Annotated in this window: 17 protein-coding genes and 2 pseudogenes; 14 read left to right on the forward strand and 5 right to left on the reverse strand. The window is 70.9% G+C overall.

All coding sequences use genetic code 11. From position 1 onward, the window contains the following. Window positions 1-117 precede the first annotated feature (117 nt). From pyk to RPX00_RS25840, 6 genes and pseudogenes are all read left to right on the forward strand, one after another. Window positions 118-1,542: a pyruvate kinase gene (gene pyk / locus RPX00_RS25815; protein ID WP_182890752.1), complete on the forward strand. Its 1,425-nt coding sequence runs from the start codon at window positions 118-120 to the stop codon at window positions 1,540-1,542. Between the two features lie 36 nt (window positions 1,543-1,578). Further along, the gene (locus RPX00_RS25820) at window positions 1,579-2,481 is read left to right on the forward strand and encodes an acyl-CoA thioesterase (protein ID WP_406629180.1); all 903 of its coding nucleotides are present in this window, start codon (window positions 1,579-1,581) and stop codon (window positions 2,479-2,481) included. 437 nt (window positions 2,482-2,918) lie between these two features. Next, window positions 2,919-3,795 (forward strand): annotated as a pseudogene (locus tag RPX00_RS25825) (helix-turn-helix domain-containing protein). Window positions 3,796-3,827: 32 nt separating this feature from the next. Continuing rightward, window positions 3,828-4,031, forward strand: a complete 204-nt coding sequence (locus RPX00_RS25830; RefSeq protein ID WP_406643084.1) for a DUF397 domain-containing protein — start codon at window positions 3,828-3,830, stop codon at window positions 4,029-4,031. Window positions 4,032-4,217: 186 nt separating this feature from the next. After that, window positions 4,218-4,424 (forward strand): hypothetical protein, encoded by a 207-nt coding sequence (locus RPX00_RS25835; protein WP_406629181.1) that lies wholly within the window; start codon window positions 4,218-4,220, stop codon window positions 4,422-4,424. A 639-nt stretch (window positions 4,425-5,063) separates the two neighbouring features. Beyond that, window positions 5,064-8,079: pseudogene (locus RPX00_RS25840) on the forward strand (AAA family ATPase). 4 nt (window positions 8,080-8,083) lie between these two features. Here the strand turns inward: RPX00_RS25840 and RPX00_RS25845 are convergent. Both RPX00_RS25845 and RPX00_RS25850 read right to left on the reverse strand, forming a co-directional pair. Then, the gene (locus RPX00_RS25845) at window positions 8,084-9,694 is read right to left on the reverse strand and encodes a succinic semialdehyde dehydrogenase (RefSeq protein WP_406629182.1); all 1,611 of its coding nucleotides are present in this window, start codon (window positions 9,692-9,694) and stop codon (window positions 8,084-8,086) included. Between the two features lie 67 nt (window positions 9,695-9,761). Then, on the reverse strand, window positions 9,762-10,370 hold the full coding sequence (locus RPX00_RS25850; protein WP_344267802.1) for a TetR/AcrR family transcriptional regulator: 609 nt from the start codon (window positions 10,368-10,370) through the stop codon (window positions 9,762-9,764). Between the two features lie 98 nt (window positions 10,371-10,468). Here RPX00_RS25850 and RPX00_RS25855 point away from each other — a divergent pair, with 98 nt between their 5' ends. Continuing rightward, a complete protein-coding gene (locus tag RPX00_RS25855; protein ID WP_406629183.1) occupies window positions 10,469-11,620 on the forward strand; it encodes an acyl-CoA dehydrogenase family protein in 1,152 nt (383 codons plus the stop codon). A 26-nt stretch (window positions 11,621-11,646) separates the two neighbouring features. Continuing rightward, complete coding sequence (locus tag RPX00_RS25860; protein WP_406629184.1) at window positions 11,647-12,789, forward strand: CaiB/BaiF CoA transferase family protein; 1,143 nt, start codon at window positions 11,647-11,649, stop codon at window positions 12,787-12,789. Between the two features lie 10 nt (window positions 12,790-12,799). Here the strand turns inward: RPX00_RS25860 and RPX00_RS25865 are convergent, their stop codons facing one another. Then, the gene (locus RPX00_RS25865) at window positions 12,800-13,315 is read right to left on the reverse strand and encodes a GNAT family N-acetyltransferase (RefSeq protein WP_406629185.1); all 516 of its coding nucleotides are present in this window, start codon (window positions 13,313-13,315) and stop codon (window positions 12,800-12,802) included. A gap of 194 nt (window positions 13,316-13,509) precedes the next feature. Between RPX00_RS25865 and RPX00_RS25870 the strand changes: the two genes are divergently transcribed. From RPX00_RS25870 to RPX00_RS25895, 6 genes are all read left to right on the forward strand, one after another. After that, window positions 13,510-13,677 (forward strand): hypothetical protein, encoded by a 168-nt coding sequence (locus RPX00_RS25870; protein WP_406629186.1) that lies wholly within the window; start codon window positions 13,510-13,512, stop codon window positions 13,675-13,677. 340 nt (window positions 13,678-14,017) lie between these two features. Beyond that, window positions 14,018-14,500: a hypothetical protein gene (locus RPX00_RS25875; RefSeq protein WP_037713183.1), complete on the forward strand. Its 483-nt coding sequence runs from the start codon at window positions 14,018-14,020 to the stop codon at window positions 14,498-14,500. Window positions 14,501-14,606: 106 nt separating this feature from the next. After that, window positions 14,607-15,083 carry a hypothetical protein gene (locus RPX00_RS25880; RefSeq protein ID WP_406629187.1) on the forward strand — a complete coding sequence of 159 codons (477 nt, stop codon included), beginning with the start codon at window positions 14,607-14,609 and terminating at the stop codon, window positions 15,081-15,083. A 105-nt stretch (window positions 15,084-15,188) separates the two neighbouring features. After that, window positions 15,189-16,121, forward strand: coding sequence for a lytic transglycosylase domain-containing protein (locus tag RPX00_RS25885; RefSeq protein WP_406629188.1), 933 nt, complete (start codon window positions 15,189-15,191; stop codon window positions 16,119-16,121). Between the two features lie 605 nt (window positions 16,122-16,726). Then, on the forward strand, window positions 16,727-17,068 hold the full coding sequence (locus RPX00_RS25890) for a hypothetical protein (protein WP_406643086.1): 342 nt from the start codon (window positions 16,727-16,729) through the stop codon (window positions 17,066-17,068). Between the two features lie 26 nt (window positions 17,069-17,094). Next, the gene (locus RPX00_RS25895; RefSeq protein ID WP_406629189.1) at window positions 17,095-17,445 is read left to right on the forward strand and encodes a DUF3817 domain-containing protein; all 351 of its coding nucleotides are present in this window, start codon (window positions 17,095-17,097) and stop codon (window positions 17,443-17,445) included. A gap of 54 nt (window positions 17,446-17,499) precedes the next feature. Here the strand turns inward: RPX00_RS25895 and RPX00_RS25900 are convergent, their stop codons facing one another. Both RPX00_RS25900 and RPX00_RS25905 read right to left on the reverse strand, forming a co-directional pair. After that, window positions 17,500-19,101: a cation acetate symporter gene (locus RPX00_RS25900; RefSeq protein WP_406629190.1), complete on the reverse strand. Its 1,602-nt coding sequence runs from the start codon at window positions 19,099-19,101 to the stop codon at window positions 17,500-17,502. Then, on the reverse strand, window positions 19,098-19,541 hold the full coding sequence (locus RPX00_RS25905; RefSeq protein WP_406629191.1) for a DUF485 domain-containing protein: 444 nt from the start codon (window positions 19,539-19,541) through the stop codon (window positions 19,098-19,100). Before RPX00_RS25905 ends, RPX00_RS25900 begins: the two co-directional genes overlap by 4 nt. Between the last annotated feature and the right edge of the window lie 548 nt (window positions 19,542-20,089).

Genomic DNA, 20,089 nt, shown 5'->3' on the forward strand with positions numbered 1-20,089 from the left:
GGGGTCCCGCCGCCGGGCGCACGCGGAGGCATGGAACTGAATCCTTCCCGCGTCCGGCGGCCGGAGTTTCGGGATCGGTACAGACGCGAGCGGCCCGAGCGACTAGGCTCTCCGGACGTGAGCCGACGCGCGAAGATCGTTTGTACATTGGGTCCCGCGACCTCCACGCCGGAGAAGATGCGGGCACTCGTCGACGCCGGGATGGACGTCGCGAGGATGAACTTCAGCCACGGCAGCCACAGCGACCACAAGCAGGTCTACGACCTGGTCCGGTCCGCGGCCGCCGAATCCGGCCGGGCGGTGGGCATTCTCGCCGACCTGCAGGGACCGAAGATCCGGCTGGGCACGTTCGCCAGCGGATCGGCGGAATGGCACACCGGGGACGTCGTCCGGATCACCGTCGAGGACGTCGCCGGCACCCACGACCGGGTCTCCACCACCTACAAGGGCCTCGCCAAGGACGCCAAGCCGGGCGACCGGCTGCTGGTCGACGACGGCAAGGTCGGCCTGGTGGTCAAGGACGTCGAGGGCCCGGACGTCGTGTGCGAGGTGACCGAGGGCGGCCCGGTCAGCAACAACAAGGGCGTGTCGCTGCCCGGGATGGACGTCTCGGTGCCCGCGCTGTCCGACAAGGACATCGAGGACCTGGAGTTCGCGCTGCAGCTGGGCGTCGACTTCATCGCGCTGTCCTTCGTGCGCTCGCCCGCCGACATCGACCTGGTGCACCAGGTCATGGACCGCGTCGGCAAGGGACGGCTGCCGGTCGTCGCCAAGATCGAGAAGCCCGAGGCGGTCTACAACCTCGAGGCCATCGTGCTGGCCTTCGACGCGGTGATGGTCGCCCGCGGCGACCTCGGCGTCGAGCTGCCGCTCGAGCAGGTCCCGCTGGTGCAGAAGCGCGCCATCCAGATCTGCCGCGAGAACGCGAAGCCGGTCATCGTCGCCACGCAGATGCTGGAGTCGATGATCAGCAACTCCCGCCCGACCCGCGCCGAGGCGTCCGACGTCGCGAACGCGGTCCTCGACGGCGCGGACGCGGTGATGCTGTCCGGCGAGACGAGCGTCGGCCGGTACCCGATCGAGACGGTCCAGACCATGGGCCGCATCGTCGAGGCCGTCGAGACGGATTCGCCGGTCGTGCCGCCGCTGTCGCACGTGCCGCGCACCAAGCGGGGCGTGATCTCCTACGCCGCCCGCGACATCGGCGAACGGCTCAACGCCAAGGCGCTGGTCGCGTTCACCCAGTCCGGCGACACCGTGCGCCGCCTCGCGCGGCTGCACACCCGGCTGCCGCTGATGGCGTTCACGCCGGAGCAGAGCGTGCGCAGCCAGCTGGCGCTCACCTGGGGCACCACGACCCAGATCGTGCCGCGCGTGGACTCGACGGACCAGATGATCCAGCAGGTCGACCACGCGATGCTCGAAATGGGCAAGTACCAGCGCGGCGACCTCGTGGTGATCGTCGCGGGCTCCCCGCCCGGGACCGTCGGCTCCACCAACCTGATCCACGTCCACCGGCTCGGTGAAGACGACCACGCATAAGGGACGTGCCGGACCCCGGGCACATAGGGTTCCGGCATGACTGAGATGGCCAGGAAAGCCGCCACCGGACTCGACGCGAGCCCCGGTGGCGGCGGGCAGCCGGTGCTGGACAAGCTCGTCGCGCTGCTCGACCTGGAGAAAATCGAAGAGAACATCTACCGCGGCGTTTCGCCCGCGCACTCGTCGGTGCGCGTCTTCGGCGGCCAGGTCGCCGGGCAGGCGCTCGTCGCGGCGGGCCGGACCGTCCCGGAGGAGCGGCGGGTCCATTCGCTGCACGCGTATTTCATCCGCGGCGGCGACCCGAGCGTCCCGATCGTGTACGAAGTGGACCGCATCCGCGACGGCCGCTCGTTCACCACCCGGCGCGTCGTCGCGGTCCAGCACGGCAAGGCGATTTTCTCGCTGTCCGCGTCGTTCCAGAAGGACGAGGCGGGCATCGACCACGCCGAGACGATGCCGGCGGACGTGCCCGATCCGGAGTCGCTGCCGACCTTCCCCGAGCTGACCGCCGGCTACGGCCTGCGGTTCAGCGAGATCCCGCGGCCGATCGACATCCGCTACATCGGCGAGCCGCCGTGGGTCACCCGCACCACCGGCGAACGCCCGGCGCACCACCGCGTCTGGATGCGGGCCGACGGCACCCTGGCCGACAACCAGCTGCTGCACGTCTGCGTGCTCACCTACGCCTCGGACATGACGCTGCTCGACTCGGTTCTCGCGCGGCACGGCGTGTACTGGGACGTCGACAAGGTCATCGGCGCGAGCCTCGACCACGCGTTGTGGTTCCACCGCCCGTTCCGGGCCGACGAGTGGTTCCTCTACGACAGCACCTCGCCGAGCGCCTCGGGCGCGCGCGGGCTGGCCACCGGACGGTTCTTCACCCGCGACGGCCTGCACGTCGCCACCGTGGTCCAAGAAGGACTGCTGCGGGTCCGATAAGGACGGCGGCCCCGCCGATGACCACGCAGAGTGGCTGTCGGCAGAGGAAAACACCGAAAACTGCCACGCGGTCGTGGCGGAATTGCGCGGGGAAACACGTTTGAGTAATACCCGCGCGGTGAAGGAAGGTGCCCGGGACCGGTCGGGGGGCGGCCCCGGACACCACGTCATCCGGTTTCCGCGGCAGTCGCGAATGGCCCCGGACGGCCGTCGTCTACGCTGCTCAGGGCCGTCGGCGCGGCTGGATTCGCGTCGTGGCCCGCAGGATGCCAGAGTACAAGCGCACCCTGCACAATGCAGGTCGGAGCAGGTCGAAACCAGGCGTCGGCAACTTCCGGAGAGGTCGCGGGAATTCGCCGGTGTTATTACTCCACTGACAAGTCGATCACCTGGTTAGATATGCAGAGCGGGCAACAATACGGACCGGAGGTGCTGCCGTGGCGAGAGGCCAGGGACCGACCGTTCGCCGCCGGCGCCTCGCGAGCGAGCTGCAGAAGGCTGCGCGAAGCCGCCGATCTGACCATCGACGAGGTCGGCGAGAAGCTGGAGTGCTCAGCGTCCAAAGTGAGCCGCATCGAGACCGGCCACGTCGGCGTCACCCCGCGCGACGCGAGGGACATGCTCGCGCTGTACGGCATCACCGGCGACGAGCAGGAAGCGCTCGTCCAGCTGGCGCGCGAAGCCCGCAAACGCGGGTGGTGGCACGCGTACAACGAAGTCTTCACCGGCACCTTCGTCGGCCTCGAAGCCGACGCGAGTTCCCTGCGCGCGTTCCAGGCGCTGCTGGTTCCGGGCTTGCTGCAGACCGAGCGCTACGCGTTCTCGGTGATCCGCGCGCTGCGCCCGGACGCCGAAGACGCCGAAACCCGCCGCCGCGTCGCCGCCCGGATGGCCCGCCAGCAGCTGCTGACCGAGAACCCGCCGGTCGAATACTGGGCGGTGATCGACGAGGCGGTGCTGCACCGCGTGGTCGACAGCGCCGAGGTGATGGCCGAGCAGCTGTACCGGATCACCGCGATGGCCGAGAAGCCGAACGTGACCGTCCAGGTGGTGCCGTTCGGAGCGGGCGCGCACCCCGGCATGGAGGGACCGTTCCTCATCATGGGCTTCCCCGAGCAGGCCGACCCCGACGTCGTCTACGTCGACGACAGCACTTCCAGCGGCCTGTACCTCGAACAGCCCGAAGACGTCCGGCGCTACGCGCTGATGTTCGACCACCTGCGCGCAGCAGCGCTGAAACCGGACGATTCGGTGGCCCTGATCACCGACGCGGCCGGCCGGTTCGCCGAACAGGCCGCCGTGGTTCACGAGTAAGACCGACCCGAGACAGTGAGGATGTGGGGACCATGATGGCCGACCTTTCCGGTGCGCAGTGGCGCAAGAGCAGCTACAGCGGCGGCGGCAACGACTGCGTCGAGGTCGCCTTCGTCGCAGGCGGCGCCGCGGTCCGCGACTCCAAAGACCCCGAAGGCGGCGCCTTCCGCCTGCCCGCCGCCGGCTGGCAGGGGCTCCTGGACGCGGTGCGCGCCGACGGCCAGGGACAGGCTTGACCCGTTCGACCGGCTGATCGCTGCACGAAGACCCCTTACCCCGCTCGACCAGGACATCCCTGGTCTCCAGCGAGGGTAAGGGGTCTTTTCGTGCCCGGGCCTAGGCGATCACCCGATGCCCGGGAGGGGGCCTCAGCACGAAAGTGGACGTCGTCAAGGAACGACGACCTGCTGGGGAGAGAAACGATGAGCGACTACAACTGGGACGCGACCCGCGCCGAGGTCGACTACCGCATGGCCGAACTCCGCCGCGCCGCCCGCCACGCGCGCATGAGCCGGGGCAACCGGGTGGTCCGCTGGGTGCGCGCACACCGCATCACGAACGTCGAGGTACCCCGCCAGCAAAGGCGGACGGCGACGGTACCGGAGGCAAGGGCGCGACATAGCGCCTGAGCCACCACGGCGGGTCGGGGACGGTAAGGGGGTCGGGCGGGGCGGACGCGCCGGAACACGGATTCCGGCACGGCCGCTCCGCCCGCCGGACCGGACACAGTCTCCGCCTGGCTTGCTCGCCGGGCTGGCCGCAGCCACGTTGGACTGGCCGGAGCCTTGCCTGTGGGACCGGAGCCCCGCCCCGCGAACTTTGCCTGACCGCGCTCCGAACCGCTGCGCTTCGCCTGACCCGCTCCGCTTGACCGCGCTCCGGACCGCCGCGCTTCGCCGGATGCTCCGCCACCGCTCTTCCCGCTGTTTCCCACCACTGCGAACGGGTGCGACCGCCCCAATGCCACATTGGGTGCATCTGACGCACCCAATGTGGCGTTCGGTGCGCTGGACGCACCCAATGTGGCATTGGGGCATCCCGCCCCGAAGCGCCGCCGCCACCCGATCCCGCCACCTCAGCCCGCCAGCCCAGCCGGTCAGCCCGGCCAGAAGCTCGTCGCGGACCGGGGATGAAGCGGGATCCCCGGCTGGACTGCCTTCCGGGACCAAGCTCCAGCCGCCGTTCGTCCGCCGATCGGACGGAGATCACCGGCCGAACCGGCCGCCACGAGGAAATCCATGTCGGAACTGTCGGGGGTGTAGGTGAGAATGCTTCTCGTGCCTCGTCTCGGTTCCGGTATCCCGCTCGTCGCCCGTACACAGGAGATGCGGCGGCTGCGCGCTGCCTTCGCGCGCGCGGAACGCGGGGAAGCGGGGGCGGTGCTGATCGCGGGCGACGCCGGGGTCGGCAAGACCCGCCTGCTCACCGCGCTCGGCGAGCACGTCGCGGGCTGCGGCGGGCTCGTGCTCACCGGGCGGTGCATCGACGTGCGCGACGGCGGTCTGCCCTACCTTCCGTTCGCCGAGGCGCTCGCGCCGCTCGGGTCGTCGGCCGATCCGGCGGTCTCCGCGGCGGTGCGGGCGCGGTCCGCGCTCGGCATGCTGCTGCCCCAAGGCGGCGCGCCGCGGCCCGCGGCCACCGGCGACCACGGGCAGGTTTCGGAGGGGAGCGCGACGGCGTCCGCCGGGTGCGGCCCGAGCAGGACCTCGGCCAGCTTCAGCTGTTCGACGCGGTGCTGGGGGTGCTGACCGAGGTCGGCCAGGCGCAGCCGGTGGTCCTGCTGCTCGAAGACCTGCACTGGGCGGATTCCTCCACCCGCAACCTGCTGTCGTTCCTGCTGAGCAGGCTGCGTGCGCAGCGGCTGCTGGTGGTCGGCAGTTATCGCGAGGAGGACGTCCACCGCAGGCATCCGCTGCGCGGCCTGCTGTCCGAGCTGGTCCGGCTGAACACCGTCGAACAGGTCGCGCTGGCCCCGTTCGGGCCCGCGGACGCGCGGGCGTTCGTGGCGGCGCTGGCCGAGGAGCCGCTGCCGCCGGACGTGGTCGCGGACATCGCCGAACGGTCCGAGGGCAATCCGTTCTTCGTGGAGGAACTCCTCGCCGCCGCCGACGTCGACTGCCGCGATCTCCCGGCCGGGCTCGCCGAAGTCCTCCTCGCCCGGCTGGAACGCTTCCCGGCCGAGACGCGCCGGGTGCTGCGGGTCATCTCGGTGGCCAACGAATCGGTGTCGCACGCCGCGCTCGCGCAGGTCGCGGGCATCGGCGACCTGGAGCTGGACGAGGCGCTGCGCGAGGCGGTGCAGCACCACGTCCTGGTGATCGAACGCGGTTTCTACACCTTCCGCCACGCATTGCTGCAGGAAGCGGTCTACGCGGACCTGCTGCCCGGCGAGCGCACGCGGATGCACGCGGGATACGCTGCGCGGATCAAGTCGATGCCGCAAGGCCGCGGCCACGACGCGAAGCTAGCCTTCCACAGCCTGGAAAGCCGGGATTTCGACACCGCGCTGCCCGCGTTGCTGCGCGCTGCGGACGAGGCGGAAAAGCTGGGCGCGCCCGGCGCTGCGTTGCGGCACATCGAGCAGGCACAGTCCATCTGGGACGCCGTCGCCCCGGAGAACCGTCCAGAAGGCGTAGACGAGCTGAGGCTGCTCAGCGAGGCGTCTTACTTCGCTGGCACTTCGGGTGAGCCGGAGCGCGCGGTCGCGTACGCGCGCTCAGCCACCGAAGCGTTGAAGCCGGACGCGTCGCCCGAGCACGCGGCGAAGGTCTGGCGTCGGCTGGCCGAAACGCTGCTCACGCTGGAAGGCACGTTCGACGAGGCGGTCCGGGCGATCGAACGGGCCTGGGAGCTGGTCGCGGACCGGGAACCGAGCGGAGCGCGGGCCTGGGTGCTGGCTTCGCGGGCCGGGTTCCAGCGGTTGCTTGACCAGCCGGACGAGGCGCTGGCCAGCGCGCACACCGCGGTGGCGGACGCACGCGCGGTCGGGGCCGTCGGGGCCGAGGCATCGGCGCTCGTCACGCTCGGCACGCTGGCCGACAGCGCGGGCGACCCGGTCGAGGCCCGCGAGCGGTTGCGCGAAGCCGAACGCAAGGCGCACGACGCGGGCGCGCTGAACGTCGAGATCCGCGCGATGTACTTCCTCGCGCTCAGCTACGACGACCAGGCCGAAATGGAGCTGGCTCTCGCGCACGCCGCGCGCGGGGTCGAGCGGGCGGAGGCAAGCGGGCTCACCTGGAGCACGTACGGGCTGGAGCTGCGCGCCCGGCTGCTGTACCTGCGCTACCTCAGCGGAGATTGGCCGAAGGAGGACGCTGCGGGTCGCGCGCAGCGGGGCGTGTCGAGTGCGGTCGCCGCCCGGATCCTGGCCAACTGGGTGCTGTTCCTCGTAGGACGCGGCCGGTTCGCCGACGCGGCCAAGGCGCTGCCCAGCCTCCGCCAGCAGTGGATGGCCGACCTGCAGATCGCGCTCGCGTCCGGCGACGCCGCGATCGAACTCGCCGCCTGGCGCGGCGAGCACGCCGAAGCGCTGCGGATCACCGAAGAACTGGTGCAGTGGCTGGAAAAGTCGAGACCGCGCTGCTCGGCGGGATCCGGATCGTGGCGCTGGCGATCCCGTCGGCCGCTGCGCTCGCAGCCGAAGCGCGGGCCAAGGGCGACCACGCCGCGGCGGACGCTTTCGCGGCGACCGGCCGTCGCCTGCTGGAACACGGCCGTCGCTGCGCCGCCGAAGGACATCCGCGCTCCGGCACGATGGGTCCGGAAGGCCGGGCGTGGCTGGCCCGGATGGAAGCCGCGGCGTCGGCGCTCGAAGGGGCGGCGGACCCGGACCGGTGGGCCGAAGCCGCCGAGGCTTATTCCTACGGCGCGATCTATGAACAGGCAGTCTGCCGCTGGCGGCAAGGCGAAGCGCTGCTGGCCGCCGGGCGTCCTGGCGCGGCGGAAGCGCTGGAGGCCGCGCATTCGGTCGCGGTGAAGCTGGACGCGGTCCCGCTGCGCGACGCGGTGCGCGACCTGGCGCATCGGGCCCGGATCGAGCTGTCCGGCGTCGAAGCGCCGCCGCCTGAGCGGCCCCAGCTGAACCCGTTGACCGATCGCGAGCGGGATGTGCTGGAGCGGGTCGCGCTCGGTCGCACTAACCGTCAGGTGGGGGAGGAGTTGTACATCAGCGAGAAGACGGTGAGCGTGCACTTGTCCCGGGTGATGGCGAAGCTGGGCGCGAGTCGCCGTGCGGAAGCAGTCGCGATCGCTTACGACCGCGGGCTGCTCACCGCACCCGAGTAAGGCCTCAGCGCCCCGGCATCCGCCGCAGCAGCTTCATGCTCACGGTCATGAACCGGGCCCACAGCGATCCCGGCACTCCCTTAGGCGGCCGCAAGCCGACCGCACGCTGCACCGCGATCGACTGCGCCTCGGTGTACTTCAACAGTCCTTCGGCGCCGTTCCGCCGTCCAGCGCCGGATTCCTTCATTCCGCCCATGGGCACGCCCACGGTGCCGAACGTCGCCGCGTAGCCCTCGTTCACATTCACCGTGCCCGCCTTCAGCCGCGCGCCGATTTCCCAGCCGGCCCGGCCGTTCCGCGTCCACACGCTCGCGTTCAGCCCGAACGGGGTGTCGTTCGCCCGCTCGATCGCGTCCGTGACGTCGCTGAACCCGTAGATCGACACCACCGGCCCGAACGTCTCCGAAGCGAACGGCGTCATCCCCGGCCGCACGTCTGTCAGCACGGTCGGCTCGTAGAACAACGGCCCGAGATCCGGCCGGGCCCGTCCGCCGGTCAGCACCTGCGCGCCCTTGGCCCGAGCGTCCTCCACGTGCGCCGACACCGTTTCCAGCTGGCTCTGCGAGGTCAACGACCCCATCCCGGCGTGGTAATCCAGCGCGCCGCCGAGCCGCAGCGCAGCCGTCCGCGTCACGAACTCGCGCGTGAACTCCTCGCGGATGCTGTCGTGCACGTAAATCCGCTCCACCGACACGCACAGCTGGCCCGCCGACGAGAAGCACGCCGTGACCGCGCCGGCGGCGGCCTTGGCGACGTCGGCGTCCGGCAGCACGATCATCGGGTTCTTGCCGCCCAGTTCGAGCGAATAGCTGGTGAGCCGCTGCGCGATCCGGCCGGCCAGGTCCTTGCCGGTCGGCGTGGACCCGGTGAAGCACAGGTAGTCGCATTCCTCCAGCAGCGCGTCGCCGATCCGCGAACCCCGGCCGAGCACGATCTGCCACAGCCCGGCGGGCAGCCCGGCCTCCTCGGCCAGTTCCTGCAGCCACAGCGCGGACAGCGCGGTCTGGTTGTCCGGCTTCTGCACCACTGCGTTCCCGGCGACGAGCGCGGGGAACACGTCCATCGCGGTCAGCGCGAGCGGGTAGTTCCACGGCGAGATGATCCCGACGACGCCTTTGGGATGCCGCAGCTCGCCCGCGCGCGTCAGGCCGGGGATCACCCCGGGCGCGCGTCGCGGCGACAGGATCTTCGCGCTGTGCTTGCCGTAGTAGGCCGCGACCAGCACGGTGGCGCTGACCTCGTCGAACGCGTCGATCCGGGCCTTGCCGGCTTCCACCTGCACGAGGTCGAGGACCTCCGCCTGCCGCGCGAGCACCAGGTCGTGCAGCCGCAGCAGGAACTGCTGCCGCCGGGCCACCGGCAGCGCCGCCCATTCCCGCTGCGCCTCGCGGGCGGAGGCGAACGCGGCGCGCACCTCGGCGTCGTCGGCCTGGGGGAGCGAGGCGATCGGCTGGCCGGTGAAAGGCGCGGTCATCTGCACCGGCGCGTTGTCGGCGCCGCCGGTCACGCGGGCCACGAGCGCCGCCGCACGGGCCGTGGACGGAGCGCCCGCCACGCCGCCGACGGTCGCGGGCAGGGACTGGCCGGCGAGGTTCGCCGGGGTCGTACTCGTCATCGAGCGCACCTTCTTCCGTGCGGGGCCGGGTGTTACCGACGAGTACACCATACCGGCGGTATGGACACTAGTCGCCCGAATACAGCAGCACGGCGATCCGCTTCCACTCCTCCAGCAGCTGACGGCGCCGACGCGGGTCGCCGCCCAGTTCGGCGTCGAGAGCGAGGCCCCGGGTGAGGTTCACGGTGAGCCAGAACAGCATCTCCGCGCGCTCTTTCGGCAGGTCGCCGGCGACCTCGCTGATGTGCTCCAGCGTTGCCCGGCCCAGCGCGCGGTCCACCGGCCGGATCGCCGCGCGCAGCTCCGGATCGGTGCGCGCGGCCACCCACAGCTCGGTGACCGCGGTGGACAGCGTGCCCGAGTAGCCCTCCCACAGCAGGTCGATCGCCGCCGCGACGCCGGACGCGCCGCCGGGCAGCGAGCCGAGCGAGGCGGCGAGCTGGGTGCGCAGCTTCGTGGTGAGGTGCTCGACCGCGGCCGCCATCAGCTCGGCCTTCGTGGCGAAGTAGTGCTGCACCGCGCCCTTCGAGACGCCCGCGCGGGTGCAGATCTCCTGCACCGACGCGCGCGAATACCCGATCTCGACCAGGCAGTCGATCGTCGCGTCCAGCAGGGCGGTGCGCGTCTGCTCGCGGCGTTCGGCCTGGGTGCGGTGTCCCCGGGCGACCTCGGTCATCGCGGCTCCTGCTTTACCTACCGGACGGATGGGATGTACATTCCGGCTAGAACTTACCTGCCAAGCGTCATGTTTTCCAGTTCGCGGGAGGCGTAGCCGTGCCGTTGCAGACCCAGAAAAGCTCGTGGAGCACCACCGAACTCGAAGACCTCCGGGAGCTGGCCCGGTCGTTCCTGCAGAAGGAATTCGTGCCGAACCAGGAGCGCTGGGCGGCGGAGAAGAAGCTCGACCGGGAGATCTGGACCAAGGCGGGCGAACTCGGCCTGCTGTGCCTGTCGATCCCGGAGGAGTACGGCGGGGGCGGCGGCACGTTCGCGCACGAGGCCGTGCTGTACGAGGAGCAGGCGCGCGCCGGGGACAGCGCGTGGGGCGTAACCGTCCACAGTGGAATCGTCGCGCATTACTTGCTGGCGTACGCGTCGGAGGAGAAGAAGCGTGAGTGGCTGCCGAAGATGGCCACCGGCGAACTGGTCGGCGCGGTCGCGATGACCGAACCGGGCACTGGTTCAGACCTGCAGAACATCAAGACCCGCGCGGTCCGCGACGGCGACCACTACGTGATCAACGGCGCGAAAACGTTCATCACCAACGGTTTCCACTCCGACCTCGTCGTGGTCGCGTGCAAGACCGACCCGGACGCCGGCGCGCAGGGCGTGTCGCTGATCGTGGTCGAGACCGACACCCCGGGCTTCCGCCGCGGCCGCGTGCTCGACAAGGTCGGGCTCAAGGGCCAGGACACCGCCGAGCTGTTCTTCGACGACGTCCGCGTGCCCGCCGCCAACCTGCTCGGCGACGCGGAGGGCCAGGGCTTCATCCAGCTGATGCTGCAGCTGCCGCAGGAACGGCTGATCATCGCGGTGACCGCGGTGGCCGGCTTGGAAGCCGCGGTGAACCTGACCATCGACTACACCAAGGAACGCACGGCGTTCGGCCGCCCGATCTTCAACTTCCAGAACACGAAGTTCAAGCTCGCCGAGGCGGCGACGGAAGCCGCGGTGTCGCGCGCGTTCCTCGACCAATGCATCGAACGGCATCTGCGCGGCGAACTCGACGTGCAGGGCGCGGCGATGGCGAAACTGTGGACCACCGAACGGGTCAACAAGGTGGTCGACGACTGCCTGCAGCTCTTCGGCGGCTACGGCTACATGACCGAGTACCCGATCGCGCGGGCCTGGGCCGACGTGCGGATCTCGCGGATCTTCGGCGGCACCAGCGAGATCATGAAGGAAATCATCTCCCGCACGCTCTGAAACCCCTTGCCGCGAAAGGACTTCCCGTGAAACAAGGTCCGCTCGCCGGGCTGCGGGTGGTGGAGCTGGCCGGGCTCGCGCCCGCTCCGTTCGCCTGCATGATCCTGGCCGACCTCGGCGCCGACGTGATCCGCGTCGACCGCGCCACCCCGGGCGCCGACGTGCTCGGCATTCCGAACGACCCGCTCGCCCGCGGCCGGCGCTCGGTCGGCGTGAACACGAAAACGCCCGAGGGCGTCGAACTGGTGCTGAAGCTGGCCGACCGCGCCGACGTGCTGATCGAAGGCTTCCGGCCGGGCGTCGCGGAGCGGATGGGCATCGGCCCGGAACAGGTGCACGCGCGCAACCCGCGGCTCGTGTACGGCCGGATGACCGGCTGGGGCCAGGACGGCCCGCTCGCCTCGGCGGCCGGGCACGACATCAACTACATCGGCGTCGCCGGCGCGCTCGATCCGATCGGCCGGGCGGGCGAACGCCCGGTGCCGCCGCTCAACCTGGTCGGCGACTTCGGCGGGGGCGGCCTGATGCTCGCGATGGGTGTGCTGGCCGCGCTGCACGAGCGCACGACGTCCGGGCGCGGTCAGGTCGTGGACGCGTCGATGGTCGAAGGCGCGGCGCTGCTCACCACGAGCCTGCACGGGATGCGCGCGGCGGGTGTCTGGCCGGGGGAGCGCGGCGAGAACCTCCTCGACGGCGGCGCACCGTTCTACGACACCTACGAGACGGCGGACGGCAAGTACGTCGCCATCGGCGCGATCGAGATGCGGTTCTGGGCCGACCTCGTCAAGGTGCTCGGGCTGGAGAACGAGGACCTGCCGATGCACGTCGACCAGAGCCAGTGGCCGCGGCTGCGCAAGATCCTGGCGGACGCGGTCGGCCGGTTCACCCGCGACGAACTGGTCGCGCGGGCGGAAGGCACCGACGCGTGCCTCACCGCGGTGCTGTCGCCGTGGGAGGCCGCCGGACACCCGCAGAACGCGGCGCGCGGAACGTTCGTCGAGATCGGCGGCACGGTGCAGCCCGCGCCGGCCCCGCGCTTCGACCGGACGCCGGCCGCCACCCCGGAAGCGCCGCACGAGAAGGGCGCGGACACCGCGGAAGTGCTGGCGGAGCTGGGTTACGACGACGCCGGGGTCGCGGCGCTGCGGGAGGCGGGCGCGGTCTTGTGAAGGGCACCGCTCACAAGTCGGACCGGACCATCGCGTAGAGGACGTGGTCCCGCCACTCGCCGTCCCGGAAGTCGAACCCGCGCAGGATCCCCTCGCGGGTGAACCCGGCCTTCTCCAGCGACCGCTGCCCGGCCCGGTTGCCGACCTCCGTGCTGGCCTCGACGCGGTTGAACTGCGTGTGCGCGAACAGGTAGCGCGCGAGCTGCCGCTGCGCCTGCGCGCCGAGGCCGTGCCCGCGCGCCTCCGGCAGCAGGACCATGCCGATGTTCCAGCAGTAGGTGTGCGGGCCGGTCCGCGTGCGATGCCACGACACGAGCCCGAGCGGCCGTTCGGCGAGCGTCGGGATCAGCATGCCGTTGTCGGTGGTCAGCATGCCGTTTTCGCGCCAGAGCCGCTGGAGGTACCCGGGGTCGTGCCAGCCGAACCACTGGTGTTCGCCGACCGTCTCCGGGTCGTTGGTCAGCGCCTCCAGCAGCCCGAGATCGGACTCCCGCACCGGGCGAAGAGTCACCGCGCCTTCGTCCATCGCCGGAGCGTACCGGGGCGCCGTCCGGACTTGATCACCCGATGGTGATCCGCGTCACCCCGTCGTGAGCTTTCTGGCTGGATCCGGGCCTGCGACGGGCCATTCCGCCGCGTCGTCACTACAGTGGGAGCCGACTCTGCCGAGGCGGGGCCGGCGTCCGACCGGGGGCCGGGGGAGCGGAGGGGGACGAAACCATGTCGAGCGGCCTGAAGAAGATCGTCGTCGTCGGAGTGGTCGCGCTCGTGCTGTTCTTCCTGATCACGCAGCCCACCAACTCCGCGGACTTCGTGCACCGCGTGCTCGGCTGGCTCAAGGACGGCGCCGAAGCGATCGTCACCTTCTTCAAGAGCCTCTTCGCCTGACCCGGCCTTTCTTCCCCCGCCGGGCCGCCGCCGCGCACCCGTCCGGGCAACCAGTCACGCATCGTCACCGGATCCCGGGATTCGGGCACTTCGCTCGACCATCCGGGTGGATTGGCCCGTGAAACCGCCTGGTCACGGAATTTCCGGGGTCCGGGGTATGGCGGAGAAAGCGGGTGCCGCCCTACGGTGCTCACATTGCGTGATCAGCCGGTTCTCCGGTCCCCCGGGAACCGGGTCACGGCGGGTGTTCCGCCCGGTCGCGCGTGGGGTGCCAGTCGTGGACGCGCAACGGGGCAGGTAGTCGAATGCCTGCCCGTCGGGGACCGATGAGGAGGCAGGGATGACCGGAGATCCCGGAGTGGACGCGTTGATCCGGCAGTGGTCGGCCGAGCGCGAGAAGACCCCCGAGGAGCAGGAGGTCGACCGCATCGCCTCGGCCTGGCTGGCCGACGCGCCGGCCGCTCCGCCCGGCATTCCCGGCCAGCGCGCCCGGTCCGGACCGGCCCGCTGGGCCCCGGTCGAGGCCGCCGACCCCGGCTACCTCGACGCGATGCGCGCCCGGCTGCCGGAGGTCCCGGAGGAACTGCTCGTGGCCGCCGCCGGCTGGTGGCAGATGGTCGGCGACGTCGCCGAAGCCCAGCAGTGGTGGGACGCCGGCATCAGCCCGCTGGACCAGCGGGCACTCGACTACCGGGCGGCCGGCCTCGCGCCGTCCGACCTCGCCCGCCGCCTCGGCCCGATGACGGTCTTGCAGCACCTCCGCCGCGGCAGCGCGCCGGCGTGGTGCGTCGCGCGGCTGGCGCGACAGCAGAAGCCCGCTTGACAGCTGTGTTGCCTGGCCGGTGCGTTCGGCCAGGCAACACGGCGGATTCGGGGTCTCTCCCCGCGCGCAGCCGCTAATGTTCGGCGGCGGACAGGGGGAGACCGAAATGCCGATTGCCGAACTGGTGGCGTGGCGGCGCGAGCTGCTGAGCGTGTGCGACGCCGATTTCGACGCCGAGCGCTACATGGAGCTGGCCGATCTGGTCGACGGCGACGAAGGACCCGCGGTGGTCCACACGCTGATCGCGTCGCTGCGAGCCGAGGACGATCACGGCGGCGCGCACGAAGCGGCCTACAGCGCTTTGGCACGATTCCCGCCGGGCGACCTCGTCTCCGGCACGATCACGGCGGCCGCCGATCTGCTTGCCCTCCCGCGAGACAACAGCGGCCAGGTGCTGCAGCTGATCACTCTCGTCGCCGCCGCGCAGGATCTCGAGGACTTCCATCGCGGCGTGCGCTTGCTGGACCCGGACCTGCGGCACCGGCTCGGCGACCTCGTCCGCGACCACGAGCAAGACGAATGGCTCGCCGGCGAGCGTTCCCTCGGCAAACTGCGCTTTGTACCGCCCGAACCGTCCGCCTGACGGAACCGGACTACCCGGCCGGGTGAACCGGCGTGGCGGGGACCATGGCGATGCGTGCGTAACGCTAACCTGCGCGGGCTCGTTGTGTGTTGCGAACCCCAAGCCATGCTGGAGGACCGGAGTTTCGTGCCCGCCACCGGACAGACCCCCGACACCGCGCGGACCGGGGACGAGACCGCGGCTCCCGCCGCCGACCCCTCGCCCGCCCGCCGCGGCCACGGCGCCGCGCTCGCGGTGCGGATCGCCGTCGTCGTCGCGGTGCTCGCGGTCGCGGGCGGCGGGATCTGGATCGTCACCAGGGCGGCCGCCCCGGAAGCCAGCCCGACCACGACGGACATCCCGGCGCTGAGCGTCAAGGCGGTCGACGTCAAACCCGGGTCGATCGCGCCGGTCAACGCCGTCGTCGCGGGCGGGGCCGCCGACCAGGGCACCGCGCCGCAATCGGCCCGCCCGAGCGGCGGCGACCCGCTGCAGGGCTGGGCGGACAAGGTCGCGCCGGTCACCGGCATCCCGGCGCGGGCGGTGCGCGCGTACGGCAACGCGGAACTCGCGATGCGCGAGGTCGACCGCGGCTGCCACATCTCCTGGGCGACGCTCGCCGGCATCGGCCGCATCGAGTCCAACCACGGCCAGTACGGCGGCGCGGTCCTCGGCGCGGACGGCCGCCCGTCGAAGCCGATCATCGGCGTCCCGCTCGACGGCTCCTCCGGGGTCCGCGCGATCAGCGACACCGACGGCGGCCAGCTCGACGGCGACCCGGTCGCCGACCGCGCGGTCGGCCCCATGCAGTTCATCCCGGGCACCTGGCGGAAATGGGCGTCCGACGCCACCGGCGACGGCCGCGCCGACCCGCAGCAGATCGACGACGCCGCCCTCACCGCGGCCCGCTACCTGTGCGCGGGCGGCCGCGACATGGCGAGCCCGGCGGGCTGGTGGTCGGGGATCCTGTCGTACAACAACTCGACCGAGTACGCGCAGAAGGTCTTCGGCCTGGCCGACGGCTACGCCAAGGCCGCCCAAAAGGTCCAGGCAGGCTGACGCTTCCGGCCTCCGCTCCGCTTCGTACCTCGCTCCCGTACTCGATGTCCGTGAAGGACTCCTTGAGGGAATCCGGTTCCCTCAAGGAGTCCTTCACGGACCTCTGCGGAGCCGCGCGGCCCGTCTCGCCTCGGCTGGCACCGCACACAGCACTGCGGAGAAACCCCCAACGCCACATTGGGTGCATCTGACGCACCCAATGTGGCGTTCGGTGCATGTCACGCACCCAATGTGGCGTTGGTTGCGTGGGACGCACCCAAAGTGGCATTGGGGCGTTTGGGCCGAGTCGGGTGCCGGGGCTGAGCTGTGGAGCAAGAGGGCTGGCGGCGGTTGCGCGGGGAGCGAGCGCACGGCGGATTCGGCGGCGAGCGCGGGGCGGGTGCAGGGCGGATTAGGCGGCGGGTGCGGGGCGGGAGTGCGGCGAGCGCGGGGTGGATCAGGCGGCGAGCGCGGGACGGGTGCGAGGCGGATCCGGCGGCGGGCGCGGGGTGGGGCGCCGGTCACGGCCTCGCCGCCTCTCAGCAACGCTCGCCCAGGCCAGTGCTAGCGTCGATACCGTGCCCGCACATCCCGGCCCGGCCGCCTCTCCGCTCGGGCGCCGGCTCATGATCGTCGCGACGAGCGTCGTGAGCCTGGCGCTGTGCTGCGGGCTGGCCTGGTGGCAGTGGGACCGGTTCACGTCCGCCACCGGCACCTTCCAGAACCTCGGCTACGTGCTGCAATGGCCGCTTTTCGGGCTCTTCCCGGCGTTCATGTTCTGGCGCATCAAGAAGCTGCGCGAACGCGAAGAGGAAGCCGCCGAGCAGGGCGAACAGACCCCGGCGGCCCCGGCTCCGGTGCGCGTGCCCGCCCCGCGACCGGCCGCGGCTCCCGCCGAAGAGGACGACGAACTCGCCGCCTACAACCGCTACCTGCGCGAGCTGAACGCCCGCGACCAGCAGTCCTGAACGCCCGCGGAAGTGAGGACGCTCCCATGACGACCAGCACCGACGGTGCCGCCCCGACGCGACAGGCGAAGGTGTCCGGCTCGCTGACCCGGTTCCGCGCCAGCGCGTACGTGACCGGCGTCGGCCTGCTTGCCCTCTGCGTCACCATGATCATCGAGTACGGCTTCGGCAACGCCACGCCCGCCGCGGTGTACTCGCCGATCCACGGCGTGCTCTACATGATCTACCTCGTGCTCACCATCGACCTCGCGATCAAGGCCCGCTGGTCGATCAAGAGCACCGTCCTGGTGCTGCTGGCCGGATGCGTCCCGTTCGTGTCGTTCGTCGTCGAGCGCCGGGTGACGCATCGCGTGCAGGCCGGGCGCGACATCTTCTGAGCAGTAAAAAACCGCGGCACCCGAGCGGGTGCCGCGGTTTTTTCGTGCCAGGGGTCAGGAGCCGAAGCCGATCCCGGTCAGCGACCGGACCTCCATCTCCGCGTGCTTGGCCGGATCGCCCTTCGCCCGGCCGACGAAGGTGCCGATCGCGCCGCACAGGAACGACACCGGGATCGACACCAGACCCGGGTTCTTCAGCGGGAACCAGTGGAAGTCGATGCTCGGGAAGATCGAGTCCGCCGCGCCCGACACCACCGGCGAGAACAGCACCAGCACGACGCACGCGGTGAGCCCGCCGTAGATGCTCCACAGCGTGCCGGTGGTGTTGAACCGCTTCCAGAACAGCGAGTACAGCAGGGTCGACAGGTTCGCCGACGCCGCCACCGCGAGCGCGAGCGCCACGAGGAACGCGATGTTCTGGCCGTTGGCGAGGATGCCGCCGAGGATGGCGAGCACGCCGATCACGACCGCGGTCAGCCGGGCGACCCGCACCTCCTCCTCCGGCTCCGCCTTGCCGCGCTTCACGACATTCGCGTACACGTCGTGCGCGAACGAGGCGGACGCGGTCAGCGTCAGCCCGGCCACCACGGCGAGGATCGTCGCGAACGCGACCGCGGAGATGATGCCGAGCAGCACCGTCCCGCCCACGTGCAGGGCCAGCAGCGGCGCGGCCGAGTTCTCGCCGCCGGGCGCGGCCTTGATCTCCTCCGGGCCGACGATCGCCGCCGCGCCGAAGCCGATCACCAGCGTGCACAGGTAGAAGACGAACATGCACGCGGTCGCCCACACCACCGAGCGGCGCGCTTCGCGGGCGTTCGGCACGGTGTAGAAGCGCATCAGCACGTGCGGCAGCGAAGCGACGCCGAGCACCAGTGCCAGCGACAGCGACACGAAATCGAGCTTCGTGGTCCCGTTGGCGCCGTAGGAACCGCCGGGGGAGAGCAGGTCCTTGCCCATCGGGCTGCGGTCGGCGGCCGCGCGCAGCAGGCTCGAGAAGTTGAAGCCGTACTTGCCCATCAGGAACACCGTGATCAGCGAGGCCGCGGTGAGCAGGATGGTGGCCTTGATGATCTGCACCCAGGTGGTGCCCTTCATGCCGCCGAGCAGCACGTAGGAGATCATCACCAGCCCGACCACGGTGATCACGACCGCCTGGCCCCACTTCGAGTGGACGTCCAGCAGCAGCGCGACCAGGCCGCCCGCGCCCGCCATCTGCGCGAGCATGTAGAAGAAGGAGATCACCAGCGTCGAGGTGGCCGACGCGGCGCGCACCGGGCGCTGCTTCATCCGGAAGCTGAGCACGTCGCCCATGGTGAAGCGGCCGGTGTTGCGCAGCAGTTCCGCGAGCAGCAGCAGGTCGACCAGCCACGCGACGAGGAAGCCGATGGAGTAGAGGAAGCCGTCGTAGCCGTTGATCGCGATCGCGCCGGCGATGCCGAGGAACGACGCCGCGGACAGGAAGTCGCCGGAGAGCGCGACGCCGTTCTGCCGTCCGGTGAAGGCGCTGTCGGCGGTGTAGTAGCCCGACGTGGACGAGCGGCGGTTGCCCGCGCGGTACACCACGTACAGGGTGATCGCGACGAACAGCGCGAACACCCCGGTGTTGATCAACGGGTTGCTCGCCGAAGCTCCTTCGGCGAGCGAAGCGGTAGTCACTGAGGAGTTCCTTCCGTGACGGCGGCCTGCGCGCGGATCTCGGCCGCGCGCGGGTCCATCTCGCGGTCGGCGAAGCGGACGTACAGCGCGGTGATCGCCGCGGTGGTGACGAACTGGCCGAGGCCGAACAGCATGCCGACGTTGACCAGGCCGAAGACCGGCGTGCTCATGAAGTCGCCCGCGTACGCGGCGAGCACGACGTAGACGAGGTACCAGACGAAGAACCCGATGCTCATCGGGAACACGAAACGGCGGAACCGCCCGCGCAGCGCGCGGAACTGGGGGCTGCGCTGGATCTGCTCGTAGTCCGGGCCGCGCTTGCGGCGCCTGCCGCGCGGGGCGGCGGCGGTGGCGGTTCCTTCGCGGTCGAACAGCGCGGGCATCTGGCCGGTGTCCTCGGTCGCGGCGGTCGGCCCGGTAGAGCGCGCGACGTTGTGCATGGCTGCCTCCGGCAACTTGCGCGATGGTGGCGGCGGGCGGGTGGGGAAGAAGCGCCCGGATCGCCCTTGCGGACTGGGAGGCGGCCATAGTAACGACGCCGCCGGAACGCGGAAAAAGCCGGTTCGGAAGGGCACCGGAAATTCCTTTTCGCCCGGGAAATAGCGCGAAACGAGGCGTCCGGGCAGATCACGGGCTGATCACTCGGAATAGTGAGCACCGATGTCACGGGGAGTTGCCGGACCCCGTCCGGGTTGCGGCAGATGGCGGAGTGACGGGCCGGTCAAGATCCAATACGGTGACCGGTCGTAGCCGCCGGGCGGGGCGGCCGCTCCGCTTCGGCGGGCAGGTCCGCGTCCGGGCGGGGATTCCCAGGCAGGGAAGGGAGGCTGGCAAAAATCACCGGGTCGAGCGGCGCGTCGCTGCATCTCCACAACATCGGGTTCAACTTCCGGGGCGCCCACCCGATGGGGGCACGGAGCGTAGTCCCATCGAGGGTGTCGCTTACGCTGTGTGGGCTAATCGGGTGACGGCCGGACGCTGCGGGCGA

It is taken from the genome of Amycolatopsis sp. WGS_07 (assembly GCF_045278895.1).
Classification (GTDB): Bacteria; Actinomycetota; Actinomycetes; order Mycobacteriales; family Pseudonocardiaceae; genus Amycolatopsis.